General features: G+C 70.8%; 16 protein-coding genes and 1 tRNA gene. 7 read left to right on the top strand and 10 right to left on the bottom strand.

Going from position 1 to position 17,843, the window contains the following annotated elements; translation table 11 throughout:
* Positions 1 to 21: 21 nt before the first annotated feature.
* A complete protein-coding gene (locus OHB44_RS01360; RefSeq protein WP_238687690.1) occupies positions 22 to 288 on the bottom strand; it encodes a cell division protein CrgA in 267 nt (88 codons plus the stop codon).
* A 221-nt stretch (positions 289 to 509) separates the two neighbouring features.
* On the opposite strand from OHB44_RS01360, the gene OHB44_RS01355 reads away from it, so the two are divergent.
* From OHB44_RS01355 to OHB44_RS01340, 4 genes are all read left to right on the top strand, one after another.
* Positions 510 to 1,310, top strand: coding sequence for a DUF881 domain-containing protein (locus OHB44_RS01355; protein ID WP_238687689.1), 801 nt, complete (start codon positions 510 to 512; stop codon positions 1,308 to 1,310).
* Between the two features lie 295 nt (positions 1,311 to 1,605).
* Positions 1,606 to 3,141, top strand: a complete 1,536-nt coding sequence (locus OHB44_RS01350; protein WP_330439417.1) for a class E sortase — start codon at positions 1,606 to 1,608, stop codon at positions 3,139 to 3,141.
* A gap of 4 nt (positions 3,142 to 3,145) precedes the next feature.
* Positions 3,146 to 3,427: a hypothetical protein gene (locus OHB44_RS01345; RefSeq protein ID WP_238687687.1), complete on the top strand. Its 282-nt coding sequence runs from the start codon at positions 3,146 to 3,148 to the stop codon at positions 3,425 to 3,427.
* A gap of 2 nt (positions 3,428 to 3,429) precedes the next feature.
* Entirely contained in the window at positions 3,430 to 4,080 is a 651-nt protein-coding gene (locus OHB44_RS01340) for an aminodeoxychorismate/anthranilate synthase component II (RefSeq protein WP_330439416.1), read from the top strand.
* Positions 4,081 to 4,137: 57 nt separating this feature from the next.
* Here the strand turns inward: OHB44_RS01340 and OHB44_RS01335 are convergent, their stop codons facing one another.
* Genes OHB44_RS01335 through OHB44_RS01300 form a run of 8 tightly spaced genes read right to left on the bottom strand, consistent with a single transcriptional unit; the run spans position 4,138 to position 13,847 of the window.
* Complete coding sequence (locus tag OHB44_RS01335) at positions 4,138 to 4,800, bottom strand: SanA/YdcF family protein (protein WP_330439415.1); 663 nt, start codon at positions 4,798 to 4,800, stop codon at positions 4,138 to 4,140.
* 52 nt (positions 4,801 to 4,852) lie between these two features.
* Positions 4,853 to 6,670 (bottom strand): Stk1 family PASTA domain-containing Ser/Thr kinase, encoded by a 1,818-nt coding sequence (gene pknB, locus OHB44_RS01330; protein WP_238687684.1) that lies wholly within the window; start codon positions 6,668 to 6,670, stop codon positions 4,853 to 4,855.
* Positions 6,667 to 8,067 carry a serine/threonine-protein kinase gene (locus OHB44_RS01325; protein WP_238687683.1) on the bottom strand — a complete coding sequence of 467 codons (1,401 nt, stop codon included), beginning with the start codon at positions 8,065 to 8,067 and terminating at the stop codon, positions 6,667 to 6,669. Before OHB44_RS01325 ends, pknB begins: the two co-directional genes overlap by 4 nt.
* A 1-nt stretch (position 8,068) precedes the next feature.
* Complete coding sequence (locus tag OHB44_RS01320; RefSeq protein WP_330439414.1) at positions 8,069 to 9,574, bottom strand: peptidoglycan D,D-transpeptidase FtsI family protein; 1,506 nt, start codon at positions 9,572 to 9,574, stop codon at positions 8,069 to 8,071.
* The gene (locus OHB44_RS01315; protein WP_266304081.1) at positions 9,571 to 11,064 is read right to left on the bottom strand and encodes an FtsW/RodA/SpoVE family cell cycle protein; all 1,494 of its coding nucleotides are present in this window, start codon (positions 11,062 to 11,064) and stop codon (positions 9,571 to 9,573) included. The genes OHB44_RS01320 and OHB44_RS01315 overlap by 4 nt, the downstream gene beginning before the upstream one ends.
* Before the next feature lie 30 nt (positions 11,065 to 11,094).
* Positions 11,095 to 12,570, bottom strand: coding sequence for a PP2C family protein-serine/threonine phosphatase (locus OHB44_RS01310; protein WP_238687680.1), 1,476 nt, complete (start codon positions 12,568 to 12,570; stop codon positions 11,095 to 11,097).
* Positions 12,567 to 13,052: an FHA domain-containing protein FhaB/FipA gene (locus OHB44_RS01305; protein WP_238687679.1), complete on the bottom strand. Its 486-nt coding sequence runs from the start codon at positions 13,050 to 13,052 to the stop codon at positions 12,567 to 12,569. Before OHB44_RS01305 ends, OHB44_RS01310 begins: the two co-directional genes overlap by 4 nt.
* A gap of 6 nt (positions 13,053 to 13,058) precedes the next feature.
* The gene (locus tag OHB44_RS01300; RefSeq protein WP_007454122.1) at positions 13,059 to 13,847 is read right to left on the bottom strand and encodes an FhaA domain-containing protein; all 789 of its coding nucleotides are present in this window, start codon (positions 13,845 to 13,847) and stop codon (positions 13,059 to 13,061) included.
* Between the two features lie 206 nt (positions 13,848 to 14,053).
* Here OHB44_RS01300 and OHB44_RS01295 point away from each other — a divergent pair.
* The 3 genes from OHB44_RS01295 (at position 14,054) to OHB44_RS01285 (ending at position 16,122) form a co-directional block, all read left to right on the top strand.
* Positions 14,054 to 14,139 (top strand) — tRNA-Leu (locus OHB44_RS01295).
* Between the two features lie 64 nt (positions 14,140 to 14,203).
* Complete coding sequence (locus OHB44_RS01290) at positions 14,204 to 15,319, top strand: NAD-dependent epimerase/dehydratase family protein (protein WP_238687678.1); 1,116 nt, start codon at positions 14,204 to 14,206, stop codon at positions 15,317 to 15,319.
* A complete protein-coding gene (locus OHB44_RS01285; protein WP_238687677.1) occupies positions 15,316 to 16,122 on the top strand; it encodes a WecB/TagA/CpsF family glycosyltransferase in 807 nt (268 codons plus the stop codon). The genes OHB44_RS01290 and OHB44_RS01285 overlap by 4 nt, the downstream gene beginning before the upstream one ends.
* 66 nt (positions 16,123 to 16,188) lie before the next feature.
* Here the strand turns inward: OHB44_RS01285 and OHB44_RS01280 are convergent, their stop codons facing one another.
* Complete coding sequence (locus tag OHB44_RS01280) at positions 16,189 to 17,745, bottom strand: S8 family peptidase (protein WP_330439413.1); 1,557 nt, start codon at positions 17,743 to 17,745, stop codon at positions 16,189 to 16,191.
* Positions 17,746 to 17,843 lie beyond the last annotated feature (98 nt).

Here is a 17,843-nt window from a genome sequence, read left to right as displayed (position 1 = left end):
CGACGCGACGGTCCGCTCGGATCAGCGCCAGCGAGAGAGCAACCCCAGCGAGGCGACCATCGCACCGAAGCCGACGGCGAGGTTCCAGTAACCCCACGCCATGACCGGGTACTCCTGCTCGGACAGGTAGTAGAGCACCAGCCAGCCGATCCCGACGACGATCAAGGCGACCGCGGTGATCGGCAACCACACCGGGCTAGGCTTGCGCGACGAAGACGTCGTCGTCGTCGGACGTACGTCCGTCGGCGGGGTGTACACCTTCTTCTTACGGACCTGAGACTTGGGCACGGCGCTCTCCAGAGGGGTGACGACCTCGTCCGGCCTGACAACCGGGCGCGGGGGCGACGGTCCATGGCCAATAATGTTCGAGAGCTAGCGTAGTCCCGATTGGCCGCCTGGACCACGAATGGGGTCAGGCCGGTGCACGGAGTGACCGAAAGAGGCGGGACTGTTCGCATCACCGGCCCAGCCGGTACGGACCGATCCCTGACACGCGGAAGGAACGCTCGGTGGAGTACACATCCGGCGCAACCTCCTGGCAGAAGGTCCTCCGACGGGCCGCCGCCGGGCTGCTGCCCCGGCGACCGCGCCAACGCCGTCCGGGCTGGTCGATCGGGGTGCCCCTGATCGCCGCGGCGGCCGGGCTGCTCTTCACCACCACCGCGACCACCGCGGGCGGCACCGCTCTCCGAGAGGACCGGCGCCCCCAGCTCAACCAGCTCATCGAGGACCGCCGCGAACAGGTCGCCGCCAGCGAGCGCCGCGCCGCCACGCTGCGCGGCGAGGTCGAGCAACGGACCAACACCCTGGCCGGGTCGGACGCCCCGATCAAGGCTCAACAGAATCGCGCCCAGGGCAGCCTCCAGGACGCCGGGTTCACCGCCCTCAGCGGGCCCGGGGTGACAGTCGAGCTGAACGACGCGCCCCAGCTCGACCAGACCCAGTCGGACGCCAGCAACGACGACCTGGTGGTGCATCAGGGGGACGTACAGGCGGTGGTCAACGCGCTCTGGGCCGGCGGAGCCGAGGCCATGTCAATCATGAATGTCCGCGTGCTCACCACCAGCGCGGTACGCTGCGTCGGTAACACCCTGCTACTGCACGGCCGGGTGTACTCCCCACCGTTCAAGATCGTAGCGATCGGCGATCCCGCTGCCCTCCAGCAGGCCCTCGCCAGCTCTCAGGGAGTCCGGTTGTTCAAGGACGCGGTCGACGACTACCAGCTTGGCTACAGCGAGACGGCCTCCACGGTGCGAGTTCCCGCATTCGAGGATTCCACCGCCCTGCGCTCGGCTACGGTGCCCAAGTGAGCGGGCCGGACGAACGACGCGACGGGCGACACCGGGACCAGACCGACGAGCCGACCGCCTTTCTGCCCAAGTTCGACCGGCCCGAGTCGACACCGGGCCGACCGACCCCCGCCAGCAACTGGCCCGAGCCGGTGCTGCAACCGCCGCGCCCTGAACAGCCGCCGCGAGCCCCGCAGCCGCCGCGCACCGAGCAGCCGCGCGCAGAGCAGCCGCGCACCGAGCAGCCGCCGCCGAGCGGGGCTCGACCCGAGCCGACCGGGAACCCGGGCCGCCCGGGTGCCGAAGCGCCACCGCCATGGCCGGGCAGCGCGGCGGCCGGGCCGGGCTCACACGGCGGCGCGGGGGTTCCCTCCGCGACCACCCCCGGCCGACCGACCGCCAGCAACCAGGGCCCGGTTCGGCCGGCTGCCCCCGGCAACGCCCCGACCCGACCCCCGCGCCCGGCGCCGCGTCCACCCGACCGACGGCGCCCGGCACCGCACCGACCCGCCCGCCGACCACCGGCAACCCACCGGGCGCCGCACCGACCCGCCCGCCGGGCGCGGGCAACCCACCCGGCGCCGCACCAACCCGCCCGCCGGCCGGCAACCCACCCGGTGCGGCGCCGACCCGCCCGGCCACGCCCGGCGGGGTGCCGACGCCGACCCGGCCGTCGGCTCCCAGCGCGCCGAGCCGGCCTGTCTCCTCCGGGCCCTCGACGCCGCCGCTTGCCGACGCGCCGACCGCGTACATTCCGCAGGTCACCGCCCGTCCCGGCCGACCCACCGGCTCCCCGGCCACCCCGGTCTCCCCGGCCGCCCCCGAGCGCGTCGCAGCGGCCGGGCCGGAAGGCTTCCCACCGACCGGCCCCGGCTGGGTCCCGCCGACCGGGCCGGGCCGGGTCCCGCCGAACGCTGGCGGGGATCACGGCGCGGACCCGGCCGCCACCGCGTTGATTCCGGCAGTGCCCGCCACTCCTGCCACCAGGCCGCCGACAATGGACTCGACGGCGTTGATGGGTGCCGTCCCCCGCACCGCCGTCCCGGACGAGCCGACCGGCGCCAACCCCGCGGACCCTCCCCAACCCCGACGTGGCGAGCGGGTGGTGCAACTCCGGCCGCATCAGACCGGCGAGGGCTACAAGAGCGTCTACTCCGAGCTGACCCGCCCGTCGTTCGGCTCGCGACTGCGCACCGGCGTCCGCGTCACCGGCGAAATCCTGATCACCTTCGGTCTGGTGGTCCTGCTCTTCGCCGGCTACGAGGTCTGGGGCAAGTCGGCCATCGTCGACGCCCACCAGAACGACCTCAACAACCAGTTGACCCAGGCGTGGGGCCCGACCGACGACCCGACTGTGGCCCCGTCAGTCGGCCCGAGCGTCAAACCGTCCCCGCCGGTACGCGGAAAACCGCTCGCGGGCCTCTACATCCCCAAGCTCGACAAGAACTGGGTCGTCGTCGAGGGCGTCACTCAGCAGGACATCCGCTTCGCCCCCGGCCACTACCCGACCAGTGCGCTCCCCGGCCAGGTGGGCAACTTCTCCGTCGCAGGCCACCGCAACCGGGCTACCTTCTGGCGGCTGGACGAGCTGAACGAGGGCGACCCGATAGTGGTCGAGAGCAAGACCGACTGGTACGTCTACCGGGTGTCGCAGTCCCGGATCGTCCGGCCGACCCAGGTCGAGGTGGTGGCACCGGTGCCCGGCGAACCGGACAAGAAGGCGACCAAGCGGATGCTCACCCTCACCACGTGCAACCCGAAGTTCGACAACTACCAACGCCTGATCATCCACGCCGAACTGGACCGCACCCAACCCAAGTCCGCGGGCCGCCCGGCGGAGCTGGGAGGCTGACCCGGTGTACGCGTTCATCTGGCGCAAGCTGCCGTTCGGGGTGGTCGGGAAGTTGACCGGCTCGGTCCTCCTGGTGGCTGCCACAGTGGCCCTGCTGTGGTACGTCGCCTTCCCGTGGGCCGAGCCCCTGCTGCCCTTCGACGACGTGCAGGTCGAGTCCGGCGTACCCGCCGAGACGGGTGGCGGCGGCGACCCGGTGACCGGGGAGACGCCGGCCGGCGACGAGCACGATCTGCCGTACGACACCGACCAGAACAACCCCGCGCCCCCCTCCCCGAGCAGGTGACCATGCGCGTCCTGGTGATCGACAACTACGACTCGTTCGTCTTCAACCTCGTGCAGTACCTGGGCCAGCTCGGCGTGGACTGCGTGGTCCGCCGCAACGACGAGATCGACGTCGCCGAGGTGGGCACTGTTGGCGCCGACGGCATCCTGCTGTCGCCGGGGCCGGGCAGCCCGGACCGGGCCGGCATCTGCCTGGACGTCATCCGGGAGTACGCGGGTCAGCTACCGATCTTCGGTGTCTGCCTCGGCCATCAGGCGATCGGCGAAGCCTTCGGGGCGACAGTGACACGCGCCCCCGAGCTGCTGCACGGCAAGACCTCCGAGGTACGACACCACTCGGTCGGCGTACTCGCCGGATTGCCCGACCCGTTCACCGCCACCCGGTACCACTCGCTCGCCGTGCTGCCCGAGACGCTCCCCGACGAGCTGGAGGTCACCGGCTGGACCGGCTCCGGCGTGGTGATGGCGATGCGGCACCGGACACTGCCCATCGAGGGCGTCCAGTTCCACCCGGAGTCGGTGCTCACCGAGGGCGGTCACCTGATGCTGGCCAACTGGCTGGCCAGTTGCGGTCACCCCGAGGCGCTGGAGCGCGCACCCGCGCTCGCCGCCGAGGTGGACGCACGTCGTCGGGCGGCCTTCGCCACCGCCTGAGGGGCCGGACGTCAGGGCACAGTCACCGGATCATCGGGACCCCGCGCACCGGCCGGGTCAGCCCCGCAGCGCGTCCTGGACCGCGGAACTGGCGGGCGAACGCACCGCAGGCGGTCGGTCGCGCACCGCGTCCCACGCCGCCTTGCCACTGGCGAAGTAGTCCCGAACCGACTTCTCGGCGAGCAGGGCAGCACCGCAGCCGTCGCAGCGGGCGGTCACCCCGTCGACGTCGAGGCCGAGCTGCCGGCACAGCGTCACCGCCCGGGACAGGTGGTACGACTGGGTGACGATCAGGGCCCGCTCGACGCCGTACACCTCGCGGGCTCTCGCGCAGCTGTCGTAGGTGTCCAGGCCGAACGGGTCGGCCACCACCCGACGCCTGTCGACACCGCGCTCGGCGAGGTACGTCGTCATCACCGCCGGCTCGTCGCCGGACTCCCCACCGCCGTCGCCCGACACCAAGACCACTGTGGCTCGCCCGCTGGTCACCAACTCGGCGGCGGTGTCCAGGCGGCCGGCGAGACGGTCGCCCGGCCGCTGCCGATCGGCCGCCACCTCGGTGCCGAGCACGATCACCACGTCGGCGGCCGGCGCGTCGGCGGCGGCGTACAGGTGGCCGCGTGCGGCGAGCGTCGTCCACAGCCACGGGGAGCTGGCGAGCACCAGCACGACGAGGCCCGCGACGGCCAGCCGGCGGAGGCGTCGAGGCCACCGCCGCACCGGCCTGACCGGGGAAGACTCAGCCTCGGTCACGTCGATGCCCGCAGGTGGCCTAGTCCTGGGGCCGGCTCGGCGGGGGTGGGAACGGCAGACCGATGCCGCCCCCGTTACCGGGAGTGGTCGGCGTGCCCGTCGGCGTGCCCGTCGGCGTCACGGAGGGCGTCGGGTCGGTCTCCGGCTCGGGCTGACTCACCTTGATGATCACCCTCGTGCCGGTGGGCTTCTTCTCCTTGCCGTTCGGGCTCTGGTCGGTGACCGTCCCCGCCTGGTCGGCGGGCACCTCCGGCCCCTTCTGCACGTCGACAGTGAAGCCGTCGTTCCGGAGGACGCGGGTGGCCTCCTCCTGGCCCAACCCGACGACGTCCGGCACCTCGCGGATGTTGCCCTTCGAGACCGTGAGCTTCACCTGCGTACCTTCGGGAACGCTCTCACCCTCGGGCGGGTCGACGCTGAGGACCTCGTCCTGGCTCGCCTCGTCGTTGACCGTCTTGACGTCGAACTTGAGCTTCGCCTCGGTGAGCCGGGCGATGGCGCTCTCCCGCTTGCTGCCCTTGAGCCCGGCGGGAACACGCACCTCGGGCTTACCGCCACAGATCTGAATGGTGACAGTGCCGTTCTGCTTCACCGAGGTGGTCGGCAGCGGGTTCTGCTTGACGACAGTGCCCTCGGTGCAGTCACTGGCCAGCACCGGGTCACCCACCTGTGCGGACAGACCGGCTTTCTGGATCTCGGCGATCGCCACGTCCCGGGCCTTGCCGGTGAGGGTGGGCACCGACTTCAGGTCGTTGTCCTTCTGCATGTTCCAGAGCAGGGCGGCGACCAGGGCGATCACCGCCAGCACGCCGACCGCGCTGAACGTCGCGATCAGCCAGGAGGACGCCTTGCGCTGACGGGGGTCACCCACCCGGGCCGGGATCTGCCCGGTCTGCGGCCCACGGCCGGAAGCCGGATAGCCGCCCCCACCGCCGGCCGGGGCCATCGCCACCGTCTCCGCCTCGCGCAGCACCGGGGTGGCCAGCACGGGTCGGCCGGCGGCGGCGCGGAGCAGGTCGGCCCGCATCTCGCCAGCGCTCTGGTAGCGGTTCAGCGGGTTCTTCGACAGCGCCTTGAGCACGATCGCGTCGACGGCCGGGGTGACGTCCGGGTTGATGTCGCTCGGCGTCGGTGGCGTCTCCCGTACGTGCTGGTAGGCGACGCTGACCGGGCTGTCCCCGACGAACGGCGGGTGCCCGCAGACCAGTTCGAAGAGCACGCAGCCGGCCGCGTACACGTCGGAGCGCGCGTCGACGGCCTCGCCGCGTGCCTGCTCCGGTGAAAGATACTGGGCAGTGCCGATGACCGCGCTGGTCTGGGTCATGGTGGTCGCACCGCTGGCCAACGCCCGAGCGATGCCGAAGTCCATCACCTTGACCTGGCCGGTCTGGGTGAGCATCACGTTGCCGGGCTTGATGTCCCGGTGGATGATGCCGTGCCGGTGGCTGAACTCCAGGGCGGCGCACATGTCGGCGCAGATCTCCAGCGCACGGCGCGGCTGGAGCCGCCCCTCGGCGCCGAGGACCTCCTTCAAGGTCCGTCCGTTGACGAACTCCATGACGATGAACGGCAGCGTCTCACCGGTCGGCGCGGTCTCCTCGCCGGTGTCGTAGACCGCCACGATGGCCGGATGGTTGAGCGAGGCGGCGTTCTGCGCCTCCCGACGGAACCGCATCTGGAACGTCGCGTCCCGGGCGAGGTCGGTGCGGAGCATCTTGATCGCGACGTCCCGACCGAGCCGGAGGTCGCGACCACGGTGCACCTCGGCCATGCCGCCATAGCCGAGCAGTTCGCCGACCTGGTACCTGCCACCGAGCAGGCGGGCCTGCGCTGTCATCGCGTCTGTCGTCCTTCGCTCGTCGTCGTCCCGCCGTTGCCCGGCTGGAGTCGTACCTCTCGACGGTACGACGTCCGGGTCGGATCGTCGCGCCGGTCGAGTCGTAGCGCGCCGGACGCCACGGTGCGCGGCGCCAGCCCGGCCGATACACCGGCCTGCGACTGCTTCCGTAGGTTGTAGGAAATCACGCCGGAGCAGAGCAGGACCAGCACGGCCAGCAGGATGGCGAGAAGCACCATTCCCGGCCGGGACCGCTGGGGCTGGGGCGACGGCGTCGCCGGGCCGGCCTGCCGGACGTACGCCGGCGGGTGTTCCTGCCGGGGCGGCCCGGACGGCACCGCTGCCGCACCGCGCGGGTAGCCGTTCGGTGCGCCCTGCGGCCGGACGGCCGGCGCGACGGCGGTGGGGCGTGGCTGTTGGGCGGGTGCGACAGCGGTCGGCCTGGCTCCGGCCACCGGTGGACGGGCAGCCGGTGGACGCATCTGGTGCGCCTGCGGCACCTGGGCCCGGCCGGGCGCGGCGGGTGAGGCGGGCGCCGCGGACACCGGCCCGGAGTTGGCGCCGGCCCGAGCCTGCTGGGAGAGCGTGGCCTTGAGCTGACGGGCGACTCCGGCGAGTGCGGCGGCGCTCGGCCAGCGGGCGGCCGGGTCCTTTGCCAACGCCCGTTCGACAAGTGCTCGCACCTGCGGAGGGATGTCGGCCGGCAGGGGCCGGGGCGTCTCCCGGACGTGTCGCATCGCGATGTCGAGGGGGTTGTCGCCCTCGAACGGCCGCCGACCGGCCAGGCACTGGTAGGCGACCACGCCAAGGGCGTACACGTCTGACGCCGGGGTGGCCACGCCGCCGGTGGCCTGCTCCGGCGAGATGTACGAGGCGGTGCCGAGCACCGAACCGGCGGCGGTGAGCTGGCCGACCAGGTCGGAGCGGGCGATGCCGAAGTCGGTCAGGACCAGCGTGCCGTTCGGCCGGACCAGCAGGTTGCCCGGCTTCACGTCGCGGTGCACGATGCCCTTCTCGTGCGCGGCGTGCAGCGCGTCGGCGGCCTGCGCGACGAGGGCCATCGTCCGGGCCGGGGTGAGCCGGCCGACCCGGCTCAACGTGGACGACAGGGCGTCACCCTCGACGTACTCCATGACCAGGAAGGCGATCTGCTGGTCGTTGCCGAAGTCGTAGACGTCCACCACGCCGGGATGATTGATGGTGGCCATGGTGCGGGCCTCGCCGCGGAACCGCTCACCGAAGTCCGGGTCGTCGAGCAGGGCGGGCAGCAGGCTCTTCACCGCGACCGTCCGGCCGAGCACCTGGTCGGTGCCGCGCCAGACGTCGCCCATGCCACCGCTGGCGATCCGCTCGTCGAGACGGTAGCGGTTGCCGAGCTGCACGCCGGGGCTGAGCATGTCAGCGACCCCCTGGGTCGGCGATGGCGGCCCGCATGATCTGACCGGCGATCCGAGCCGCCTCGGCGCTGCCACCGGGGCCGGCCTGCTCCAGCATCACGCAGACCGCGGAGACGGGGTTACCGTTCTTGTCCAGGGCGAAGCCGATGAACCAGCCGTGGTCGGGCCGGTCCGGGGCGGACTGGGCGGTGCCGGTCTTGCCGCCGACCGTGTAGCCGTTGATCGCGGCCTTTCGCCCGGTGCCGTTCTGGACCACGCTGACCATCATCTCGCGCAGGTCGGTGGCGACCTGCGGCTCGACGGGCTGACGCAGCTCCCGCGCCTTCGCTGTGTAGTAGCTGGTGGTCCGGTCCGGAGCGAGCAGCTGCCGCACCAGGTACGGCCGCATCTGGCTGCCGTTGTTGGCGATCGAGCCGGCGATCATGGCGCCTTCGAGGGGCGTCATCCGGACGTTGTTCTGACCGATCGAGGACTGGGCCAGCGCGGCCGGGTCGGTGCTGCCGTCCTGGTTCTGCATCGTCCCGGTTCGACTGGCCGCCGTGGGCAGGCCGCCCTCGCCGAGCTGGCCGACGGTCAGGTCCTCCTGCTCGAAACCGAACTGGCGGGCCTTCTCCTTGACGGTCTCCGCGCCGAGCCGCACACCGAGCTGGGCGAAGCCGGTGTTGCACGACTTGGTGACCGCCTCCAGCAGGCTGACCTGCCGAGTCGGGCAGATCGACGGATCGGCGTTGCGGATCGGGGTGCCCGAGGTGGGCGCGGTGTAGCTGGGACCGGCCGGGATCTGGGTGGACTTGGTGACGCCGTTCTCCAGCGCCGCCGCCGCCACCACGATCTTGAAGGTGGAGCCCGGCGGCAGCGTCTCGGCGAGCGCGCGGTTCTTCAGCGGACCTTCCGGGTCCTGTTCCAGCTTGTTGTACGCCGCCGCCGCCTCCTTTGTGTCATGGCTGGCCAGCGGGTTCGGGTTGAAGCTCGGCATGGAGACCAGCGCCTGGATGGCACCGGTACGCGGGTCGATGGCGATCGCCGCGCCCCGCTTCGCACCCACCTCGTTGTTGCCCAGCTGCTCGTACGCCACGTCCTGGGCCCGCTTGGAGAGCGTGAGGAGCACGTTGCCGCCGCCGGTGTCGTCGCCGGTGAACATGTCCTTCAACCGGTCGCCGATCAGCTGGTCGCTGGTGCCGGCCAGGAAGTCGTTCTCCACCTGCTCGATGCCCTGGTCGGCCAGGTTGACCGGCTTGTAGCCGAGCACGTGGGCGTACTTGGCGCCGCTGGGGTAGGTGCGCAGGAACTTCAGGCTGCCGGTGGTCTCCTTGCTCGTGGCCACGGCCGTGCCACCAGCCTCGATGTTGCCGCGCTTGCGGTCGTACTCGGCGACCTGAACCCGACCGTTGTAGTCGCTGGTCCGGTATTCATCCGCCTTGTAGGCCTGGATCCAGTTGAGGTTGGCGAAGAGCAGACCGAACAGGACCATGACGACGACGCCAACGCGGCGCAGGGGTGCGTTCACGGCTTGATCACCTCCGTGGGAGCACCGTGCAGCTGCTCGGGCGGGCCACCGCCGGGTCGGACCGCCTTGCCCCCGCTGCCCCCGGTCACCGGTCGGCGGGCCCCGTCGGAGACCCGCAGCAGCACCGCGATGAGCAGCCAGTTGGCCATCAACGACGACCCGCCGGCGGACAGGAACGGGGTGGTCTGACCGGTCAGCGGGATGAGCTTGCTGATCCCGCCGACGATCACGAAGACCTGGAGGCCGAGGGTGAACGCCAGACCGCCGGCGAGCAGCTTGCCGAACGAGTCCCGTACCGCGAGCGCGGCACGCAGCCCGCGCTCCACGATCAGCAGGTAGACGACCAACAGCGCGGACAGGCCGAAGAGGCCGATCTCCTCACCGATGCCGGCGAAGATGAAGTCGTTCTGCACCTCGGGCAGGATCTCCGGCTGACCGCCGCCCGGCCCCGCGCCGAAGAGCCCGCCAGTGCCCAGGGCGAGCAGGCCCTGCACGAGTTGGTAGCCCTTGTTGGTCGGGTCGGCGAACGGGTCGAGCCAGATCTCCGCCCGCACGTAGAAGTTGGCGAACGGCCCGCCGACAGTCGAGCCGAGGACATAGGCGAGGTACGCGCCGCCGAAGAAGAGGACCAGGCCGATCAGCAGCCAACTGACCCGTTCGGTGGCGATGTAGAGCGTCACCACGAACATGCCGAAGTAGAGCAGCGAGGTGCCCAGGTCCTTCTCGAAGACCAGCACCAGGACGCTGATCAGCCAGACGCCGACCACCGGCCCGAGGTCACGGCCACGCGGAAAGTCGATGCCGAGGAAGCGCCGGCTGGCCAGCGACAGCACCTCACGCTTGCGCACCAGGTAGTAGGCGAAGAAGACCAGCAGCGCCAGCTTGGCGAACTCACCCGGCTGGATCGAGAAGCTGCCGACCCGAACCCACAGCTTCGCGCCGTTGATCTCGGAGATGCTCGGCGGCAGCACCGCCGGGATCATCACCAGCACGATGCCGGCCAACCCCAGGGTGTACGCGTACCGCGAGATCGACCGGTGGTCGCGCATGATCGCGAGCAGGCCGGCGGCGAGGATCACCGCACTGAGCGTCCAGGCCAGCTGCCGCCCGCCCTGCCCCGCGAAGACGGCCAGGCTCTCCCGCTCGGCCACCGGGGCGTCGCCCAGGTCGATCCGGCGCAGGAAGCCCACCCCGAGCCCGTTGAGCAGGGCCACCGCCGGCAGCAGCGCCGGGTCGGCGAACGGGGCCAGGAACCGGATGACCAGGTGCAGGCCGAGGAAGACCGCGCCGAGCGCGGCGGCCGGCATCCAGAAGTCCGAGGTGACAGTGTCCAGCAGGTTCGCCTCGACGGTCGCCCCGTACGCGGCCACCAGCACCATCGCGAGCAACAGCAGGTACAGCTCGGCGTTGCGGCGCGACCGCGCCAGGCGTACGCCGGATTGCTCGCCCGCGGTGGCGGGCGAGGGTGCCGGTGTGGCCGCTACGGTCACGGGTGGAGTCCTCAGGATCTCAGCCGACGCTCACTCAGGAGACCGGCAGCCGGCCGTGTCGAGCGCCGGTGTGGCCGAGTCGGAGGGCGTGACGTCGGGTGTGGTGGTCGCGCCGGCCCCACCGAGAGCGGTGGTGGCACCGACGGTCGGGCTTGCGCTGACAACCCCGTTGGGGGTCGGCGACGCGTTGGCGCTCGGGCTGCCGTTCGGGGTCGGCGTCGAACCGACCGGGGTCGGCGTCGGAGTCGGCGTGGTGACCCCGGCGGCGGTCGGGTCGAGCGGGCAGAGCGGCTTCAGGTTGGGGTTGCTCGGCGTGTCGCTGGTCAACTCGGCGAGTTGACGCTCGGCGTCCGGCTCACTCTTGGCCCGGATACCGACCTTGACGGTGTCCTGTGCGGCGACGGTGAGGTCGTCCAGGCGGGTGCCGCTGCGACGGTGCACGCTGGACAGGTCCATCCCGGCGATCTGACCCTGGACACCGCGGAAGACGGCAACCTGGCCCTCTTCGGTGGCTCCCACGTAGTACTGCCGCTGGGTGTAGGTCCAACCACCGAACGCCGCACCACCGACGATCACCAGCAGGGCCAGCGCCATGGCGGCGGTCCGGACCGGGCGTCGCTTCGGCCGGTCGGCGTCGTCGTCGGAGGCCGCCGGCTCCTCGGGCGCGGCCGGGCGCGGCGCGGAGAGCGCCGAGGCTCGGGCGGCCGGAGTCGAGTCGTCGGCAGAGGTCGCCATGCCGCGGTCCCGGGCGGCGGCGCCGCCCACGATCGGGGTCGCCTCGACGATGTCCTGGTCCGTGGCGTCGGCGATGATCACCGTGATGTTGTCCGGCCCACCGCCGCGCAGCGCGAGCTGCACCAGCCGCTCGACGCACTGCTGCGGGTCGGTGTACTCGCGCAGGGTCTCGCCGATGGTTTCGGCGCTGACCACACCTGAGAGGCCGTCGCTGCAGATCAGGTACCGGTCGCCGGGCATGACCTGGCGGACCGAGTATTCCGGGTCGATGTCCCGACCGTCGAGGGCGCGGGTGAGCAGCGACCGCTGCGGGTGACTGCTCGCCTCCTCGGCGCTGATGCGGCCTTCGTCGACCAGCATCTGGACGTAGGTGTCGTCCTTGGTGATCTGCGCGAACTCGCCATTGCGCAGCAGGTAGGCCCGCGAGTCGCCAATGTGGACCATCCCCAGCTTGCTGCCGGTGAAGAGGGTCGCCGTCAGCGTGGTGCCCATCCCCTCCAGCTGTGGGTTGGCGTCCACCGTGTCACGGAGTTGTTGGTTGGCGGTGCCCACGGCCGAACGCAACGCATCGACGAGAGCGTCCCCCGGGACGTCCTCGTCGAGCGGCGCCATGGCACCGATGACGATGTTGCTGGCGACGTCACCGGCGGCCATACCGCCCATGCCGTCGGCAACGGCGAGTAACCGCGGCCCGGCGTAGACGGAGTCTTGATTGCCGTCTCGGATCAGACCGCGGTCGCTGTGGGCCGCATAGCGCAGGGTCAGAGTCATGGCCGTAATTCGAGGGAAGTGCGGCCGATCCGGATCGGCACGCCGAGGGGGACGGGGGTTGGTCCGGAGACCTTAGCGCGATCGAGGTACGTGCCGTTAGTCGAGCCGAGGTCCTCGACGTACCACTGCCCCTCACGCGGCATGAGCCGGGCGTGTCGCGCTGAGGCGTAGTCGTCGGTGATGACCAGGGTGGAGTCCTCAGCCCGACCAATGGTGATCTGCGCTTCACCGAGAGTGATTTTGGTGCCGGCCAGCTGACCGGCCGTCACCACCAGCTGGTGCGCCGCTCTGCCCCGTTTCACCTTCGCCGGCTTCGCCGCCTGCCCCGTCGAGGCGCCTACCGCGCGTGGCGCGGCCACCAGACGACCGGACCGGGCGCCCGCGAAGAGGTCCCGGCGGATCACGCCGACCACCGTGAACACGAAGATCCACAGCAGGATCAGGAACCCGAACCGGGCAACGGTGATGACCAGTTCCGGCAAGGCGGGTCAGCCGTCCACGCGGAAGGTCAGCGTCGTCGTCCCGAGCTGGACCATGTCACCGGGGTTGAGCGCGACGGCGGAGACCCGCTGCCCGTTCACCATGGTGCCGTTGGTCGAACCCAGGTCGGTCAACACGACCTGGCCCCCGTCGAAATCCAGCCGGGCGTGTCGCCGGGAGATGCCGACGTCGGGCAGACGCAGGTTGGCCTGGTCGCCGCGACCGATCACCGTCGACCCCATCTGGAGGGGGTAGGTGCGACCGTCGCCGGAGACCAGCCGCACGTTGCGACCGCCACCGTGCCCGGGCGGCGGACCGTAGCCACCGCCCTGGTCGTACGCGGGGTAGGCGGGCGGGCCGGCGTCGTAGCCGGGCGCCGACACCGGGGCGACCTCACCGCCGGTGTAGACCTCGGCCGTGACACGGAACATGCCCGTGTCCAGACCCTCGCCTCGCTCGATCTCGACGATCACGTCGCCGTAGACCGTCCACGCCTGCTCGCCGATGAACTCCGCCTGCGACTGGGCCAACTCCTGGGCCAGCGCGGCGGCGTACGGCGCCAGCCGACTGTGGTCGAACGGCGAGAGATCGATCACGTAGCGGTTGGGCACCAACGTGCGCCCACCGGCCAGGATCGCCTTGTGCGCCTCGGCCTCCCGCTGCATGGCGTTGAGGATCTCCACGGGGTGAACCACCCCTTTGAAGACCTTGGCGAAGGCCCCTTCGACCAGGCCTTCCAGACGCTTCTCGAAGCGTTGCAGCACGCTCACCGGCTCCTCCTCGGGTCCCGAGGACATGATGGTATCCGGCCGGCGCGCGCGCAGCTCACACGCCGCTCGGCCGGCTGCTCTCGACCCGTTCGGAAGGGCCGGGATTGTCGTGCTAATCTTTCGTCCGCCACGAACGGTAATCGCTCGTGGCGAGCGCCGGGGACAGCGTAGTATTCCCGAGGCCCGTTGGAGACAGCGGGGCCGGGCGGCTAGAGTGTTCCGGGTTGTGCCACGGGGATGTGGCGGAATGGCAGACGCGCACGGTTCAGGTCCGTGTGCCCGAAAGGGCGTGGGGGTTCAACTCCCCCCATCCCCACCAACGACGAGGGCTCCGCTTCATGCGGGGCCCTTCCGTCATATCGGGGCGTGCTGGACGTCACGCTATGCTCCGATGGATTCTGCCTCCGATGGACCAGGAGTGGCGTGTGAGTGTCGCGTTGGTGACAGGGTCGGGTGGTCTGATCGGCTCCGAGGCGGTCCGGCATTTCGCCGGCCTCGGTCTGGATGTTGTCGGCATCGACAACGACATGCGCCGGTATTTCTTCGGCGAGGACGGCTCCACCTCGTGGAGCCTTGAACGGCTCGGTCGTGACCTGGGAAACGCGTACACCCACTTCGCGGTGGACATCCGGGACCGGGACGGCCTGGAGCAGGTGTTCAAGAAGTACGGCTCGGACATCGCCGTGGTGATCCACAGCGCTGCCCAGCCGAGCCATGACTGGGCAGCCAAGGAGCCGTACACGGACTTCGACGTGAACGCCGGCGGCACGCTCAACATCCTGGAGAACACGCGCCGGCACGCGATCGACGCACCGTTCATCCACTGCTCGACGAACAAGGTGTACGGCGACCGGCCCAACAGCCTGCCGCTCATCGAGCTGGAGACCCGGTACGAGCTGCCCGAGGACCACCGCTGGTACCAGGGCATCACCGAAGAGATGTCGATCGACCACTCGCTGCATTCGGTCTTCGGCGCCTCCAAGGTCGCCGCGGACGTGATGGTCCAGGAGTACGGGCGCTACTTCGACATGAAGACCGCCTGCTTCCGGGGCGGCACGCTGACCGGCCCGGCGCACTCGGCGGCCGAGCTGCACGGGTTCCTGGCCTATCTGATGCGCTGCGTCATGGAGGGCCGGACTTACAACCTCTTCGGCTACAAGGGCAAGATGGTGCGGGACGCGATCCACTCGCACGACGTGCTGACCGCGTTCGAGGCGTTCTTCCGGGCCCCGCGATCCGCTGAGGTCTACAACCTCGGTGGCGGCCGGCACTCCAACACCTCGCACATCGAGGCATTCCGGATCGCTGAGGAGATCACCGGCCGCGAGGCGCAGATCAACTACGTCGAGCAGAACCGCACCGGCGACCACCAGTGGTACGTCAGCAGCATGGCCCGGTTCGAGGCGCAGTATCCGGACTGGAAGATCACGTACGACGTGCCGATGATCCTGCGGGAAATCTACGAGGCCAACGTGGACAAGTGGGTGGCCCAGCCGTGAGTGTCCGGACGAAGCGCAACGTGCTCGGCGTCCTGGTCGACGCCACCGACTACGCCACGGCGACCGACGCGGTGGTGACCGCGGCACACGAGCGGCGTCCCCTCGCGCTGACCGCGTTGGCAGTGCACGGTGTGATGACCGGGGTGCTCGACCCGGCGCACAACGCGCGGCTCAACTCCTTCGACGTGGTCACGCCGGACGGGCAGCCGGTGCGCTGGGCGCTCAACCTGCTGCACCACGCCGGCCTCAGCGACCGGGTGTACGGGCCGACCCTGACCCTGCACGTGCTGTCGCGCTTCGCCGACGAGGGGCTACCGGTATACCTGTACGGCTCGACCGAGGAGACCCTCGCCCGGTTGATCCCGGCCCTGGAGCGGATGTTCCCGGCGTTGAAGATCGCCGGGGTGGAGCCGTCCAAGTTCCGTGCCGTCCAGCCCGGTGAGGACGCCGAGATCGCCGACCGGATCCGGTCCAGTGGGGCCCGGTTGGTGCTGGTCGGGCTCGGCTGCCCGCGCCAGGAGGTCTTCGCGTACGCCATGCGGCCGCTGCTCGACATGCCGCTGATGGCGGTCGGCGCGGCCTTCGACTACCACGCCGGGCTGCTGCGCCAGCCCCCGCCGTGGATGCAGCGGGCCGGTCTTGAGTGGTTCTGGCGCCTCGGTCTGGAGCCGAAGCGGCTCTGGCGCCGCTACGTCATCCTCAACCCGGTCTACCTGAGCCGGCTCGCCGCGCAGAAGATCGGCCTGTGGAAGGCCCGCCCGCCGGCCCCGGCCACCGAGCGGCCGGCCACCTTCTCGGTCTGAGCCCGATCCGTACGACGCGAGGCCCCACCCGGCGTGCCGGGTGGGGCCTCGGTCGTCAGAGACCGGTCAGACCGTCAGGGTCCAGGTGTTGATGTAGCCGGTGTCGGCCGAGTAGGTGTCCCGCACCTGGAGTCGCCAGATGCCGTCGGCGGCCTCACCGGACACGTTGACCGAGTACGTGGCGTTCACGTTGTCGGCGCTGTCCGAGGTGCTGCTGTTCTTCAGCCGGTACGAGCTGCCGTCCGGGGCGAGCAGGTCGATGACCAGGTCACCGCGGTAGGTGTGCACGATGTTCACCGCCACCGTGGAGGTCGAGGAGGCGTTGCGACCGCAGCCGGAGATGGTGATCGAGCTGGTCACCGCCGAGCCGGCGTCCGGGATCGACACGTCGGTGCCGTTGGTGCCGGTGCAGCCGGTGGGCGGCGGCGGGGTGCTGCCGGTACCCACGTAGAGCAGCAGGTTCGGTGAGCCCGAGCCGGGGTTGGTCACCACGTTGGGCGTGGCGTTGGCCACCAGTTGGTTGCGGACCTGAGCCGGGGTCCAGCTCGGGTTGGCGCTGGCCACCAGGGCCGCCGCTCCGACCACGTGCGGGGTGGCCATCGAGGTGCCACTGATCGTGTTGGTGGCGGTGTTGCTGTTGTACCAGGCCGAGGTGATCGACGAGCCGGGCGCGAAGATGTCCAGGCAGGTGCCGATGTTGGAGAACGACGACCGGGCGTCCGAGCTGGTGGTCGAGCCCACCGTGATGGCTTCCGTGGTACGCGCCGGCGAGGTGTTGCAGGCGTTCGCGCCGTTGTCGTTGCCGGCCGCCAGGCCGTACGTGACGCCCGAGGCGATCGAGTTGCGGACGGCGTTGTCCAGCGAGCTGTTCGCGCCGCCGCCGAGGCTCATGTTCGCCACCGCCGGCTTGATCGCGTTCGCGGTGACCCAGTCGACGCCGCCGATCACGCCGGCATTCGTGCCACTGCCGGAGCAGTTCAGCACCCGTACGCCGACGAGCTGGACGCCCTTGGCCACCCCGTACGCGGACCCGCCGACGGTGCCGGCCACGTGCGTGCCGTGCCCGTTGCAGTCGTCGGCCGACCCACCGTCCACCGCGTCGTAGCCGGACGTGGCCCGGCCGCCGAAGTCGTTGTGGGAGAACCGGATGCCGGTGTCGATGATGTAGGCGTGCACGTTGCTCGCCGTGTTCGGGTAGGTGTAGGAGCTGTCCAACGGCCGGTTGCGCTGGTCGATCCGGTCGAGGCCCCAGGAGGGCGGGTTGGCCTGCGTGCCGGAGATCGAGACGGTGTGGTTCTGCTCGACGTACGCCACCGCCGGGTCGGCCGCGATCCGCGCCGCCGCGCTCGCGTTCACGGTGGCCTCGAAGCCGCGCAGCGCCGCTCCGTAGGTGCGGGCCACAGTGCCGCCGTGGCGGCCGGAGAGCCGCTTCGCGGTGTCGCCGACCCGGTCCCGGGCCACGGCGCTGTCCTTGAGTACGACGATGTAGCTGTCCGGCACGGCGGTGGCTCCGCCGGCGGCCCGAACCACACCCACGGGTTCGGCGGCCAGGGCTGGGGTACCGACGGCCAGCACTGTCGCCGCGGCCACCCCGATCAGTACGGACCTTCGTGGAAGACCCATTTCCTACCTCCCTCTGACCGGCAGTGGAACGTGACCACCGGTCCCAACATCAATCGACACTCGCCGATCTAGCTGAGGGTAAGTCAGTCGTCGGGCAG

The organism is Micromonospora sp. NBC_00821 (assembly GCF_036347035.1).
In the GTDB taxonomy this organism is placed as follows: domain Bacteria; phylum Actinomycetota; class Actinomycetes; order Mycobacteriales; family Micromonosporaceae; genus Micromonospora; species Micromonospora hortensis.
This window is presented reverse-complemented; position numbering and strand designations above follow the sequence as displayed.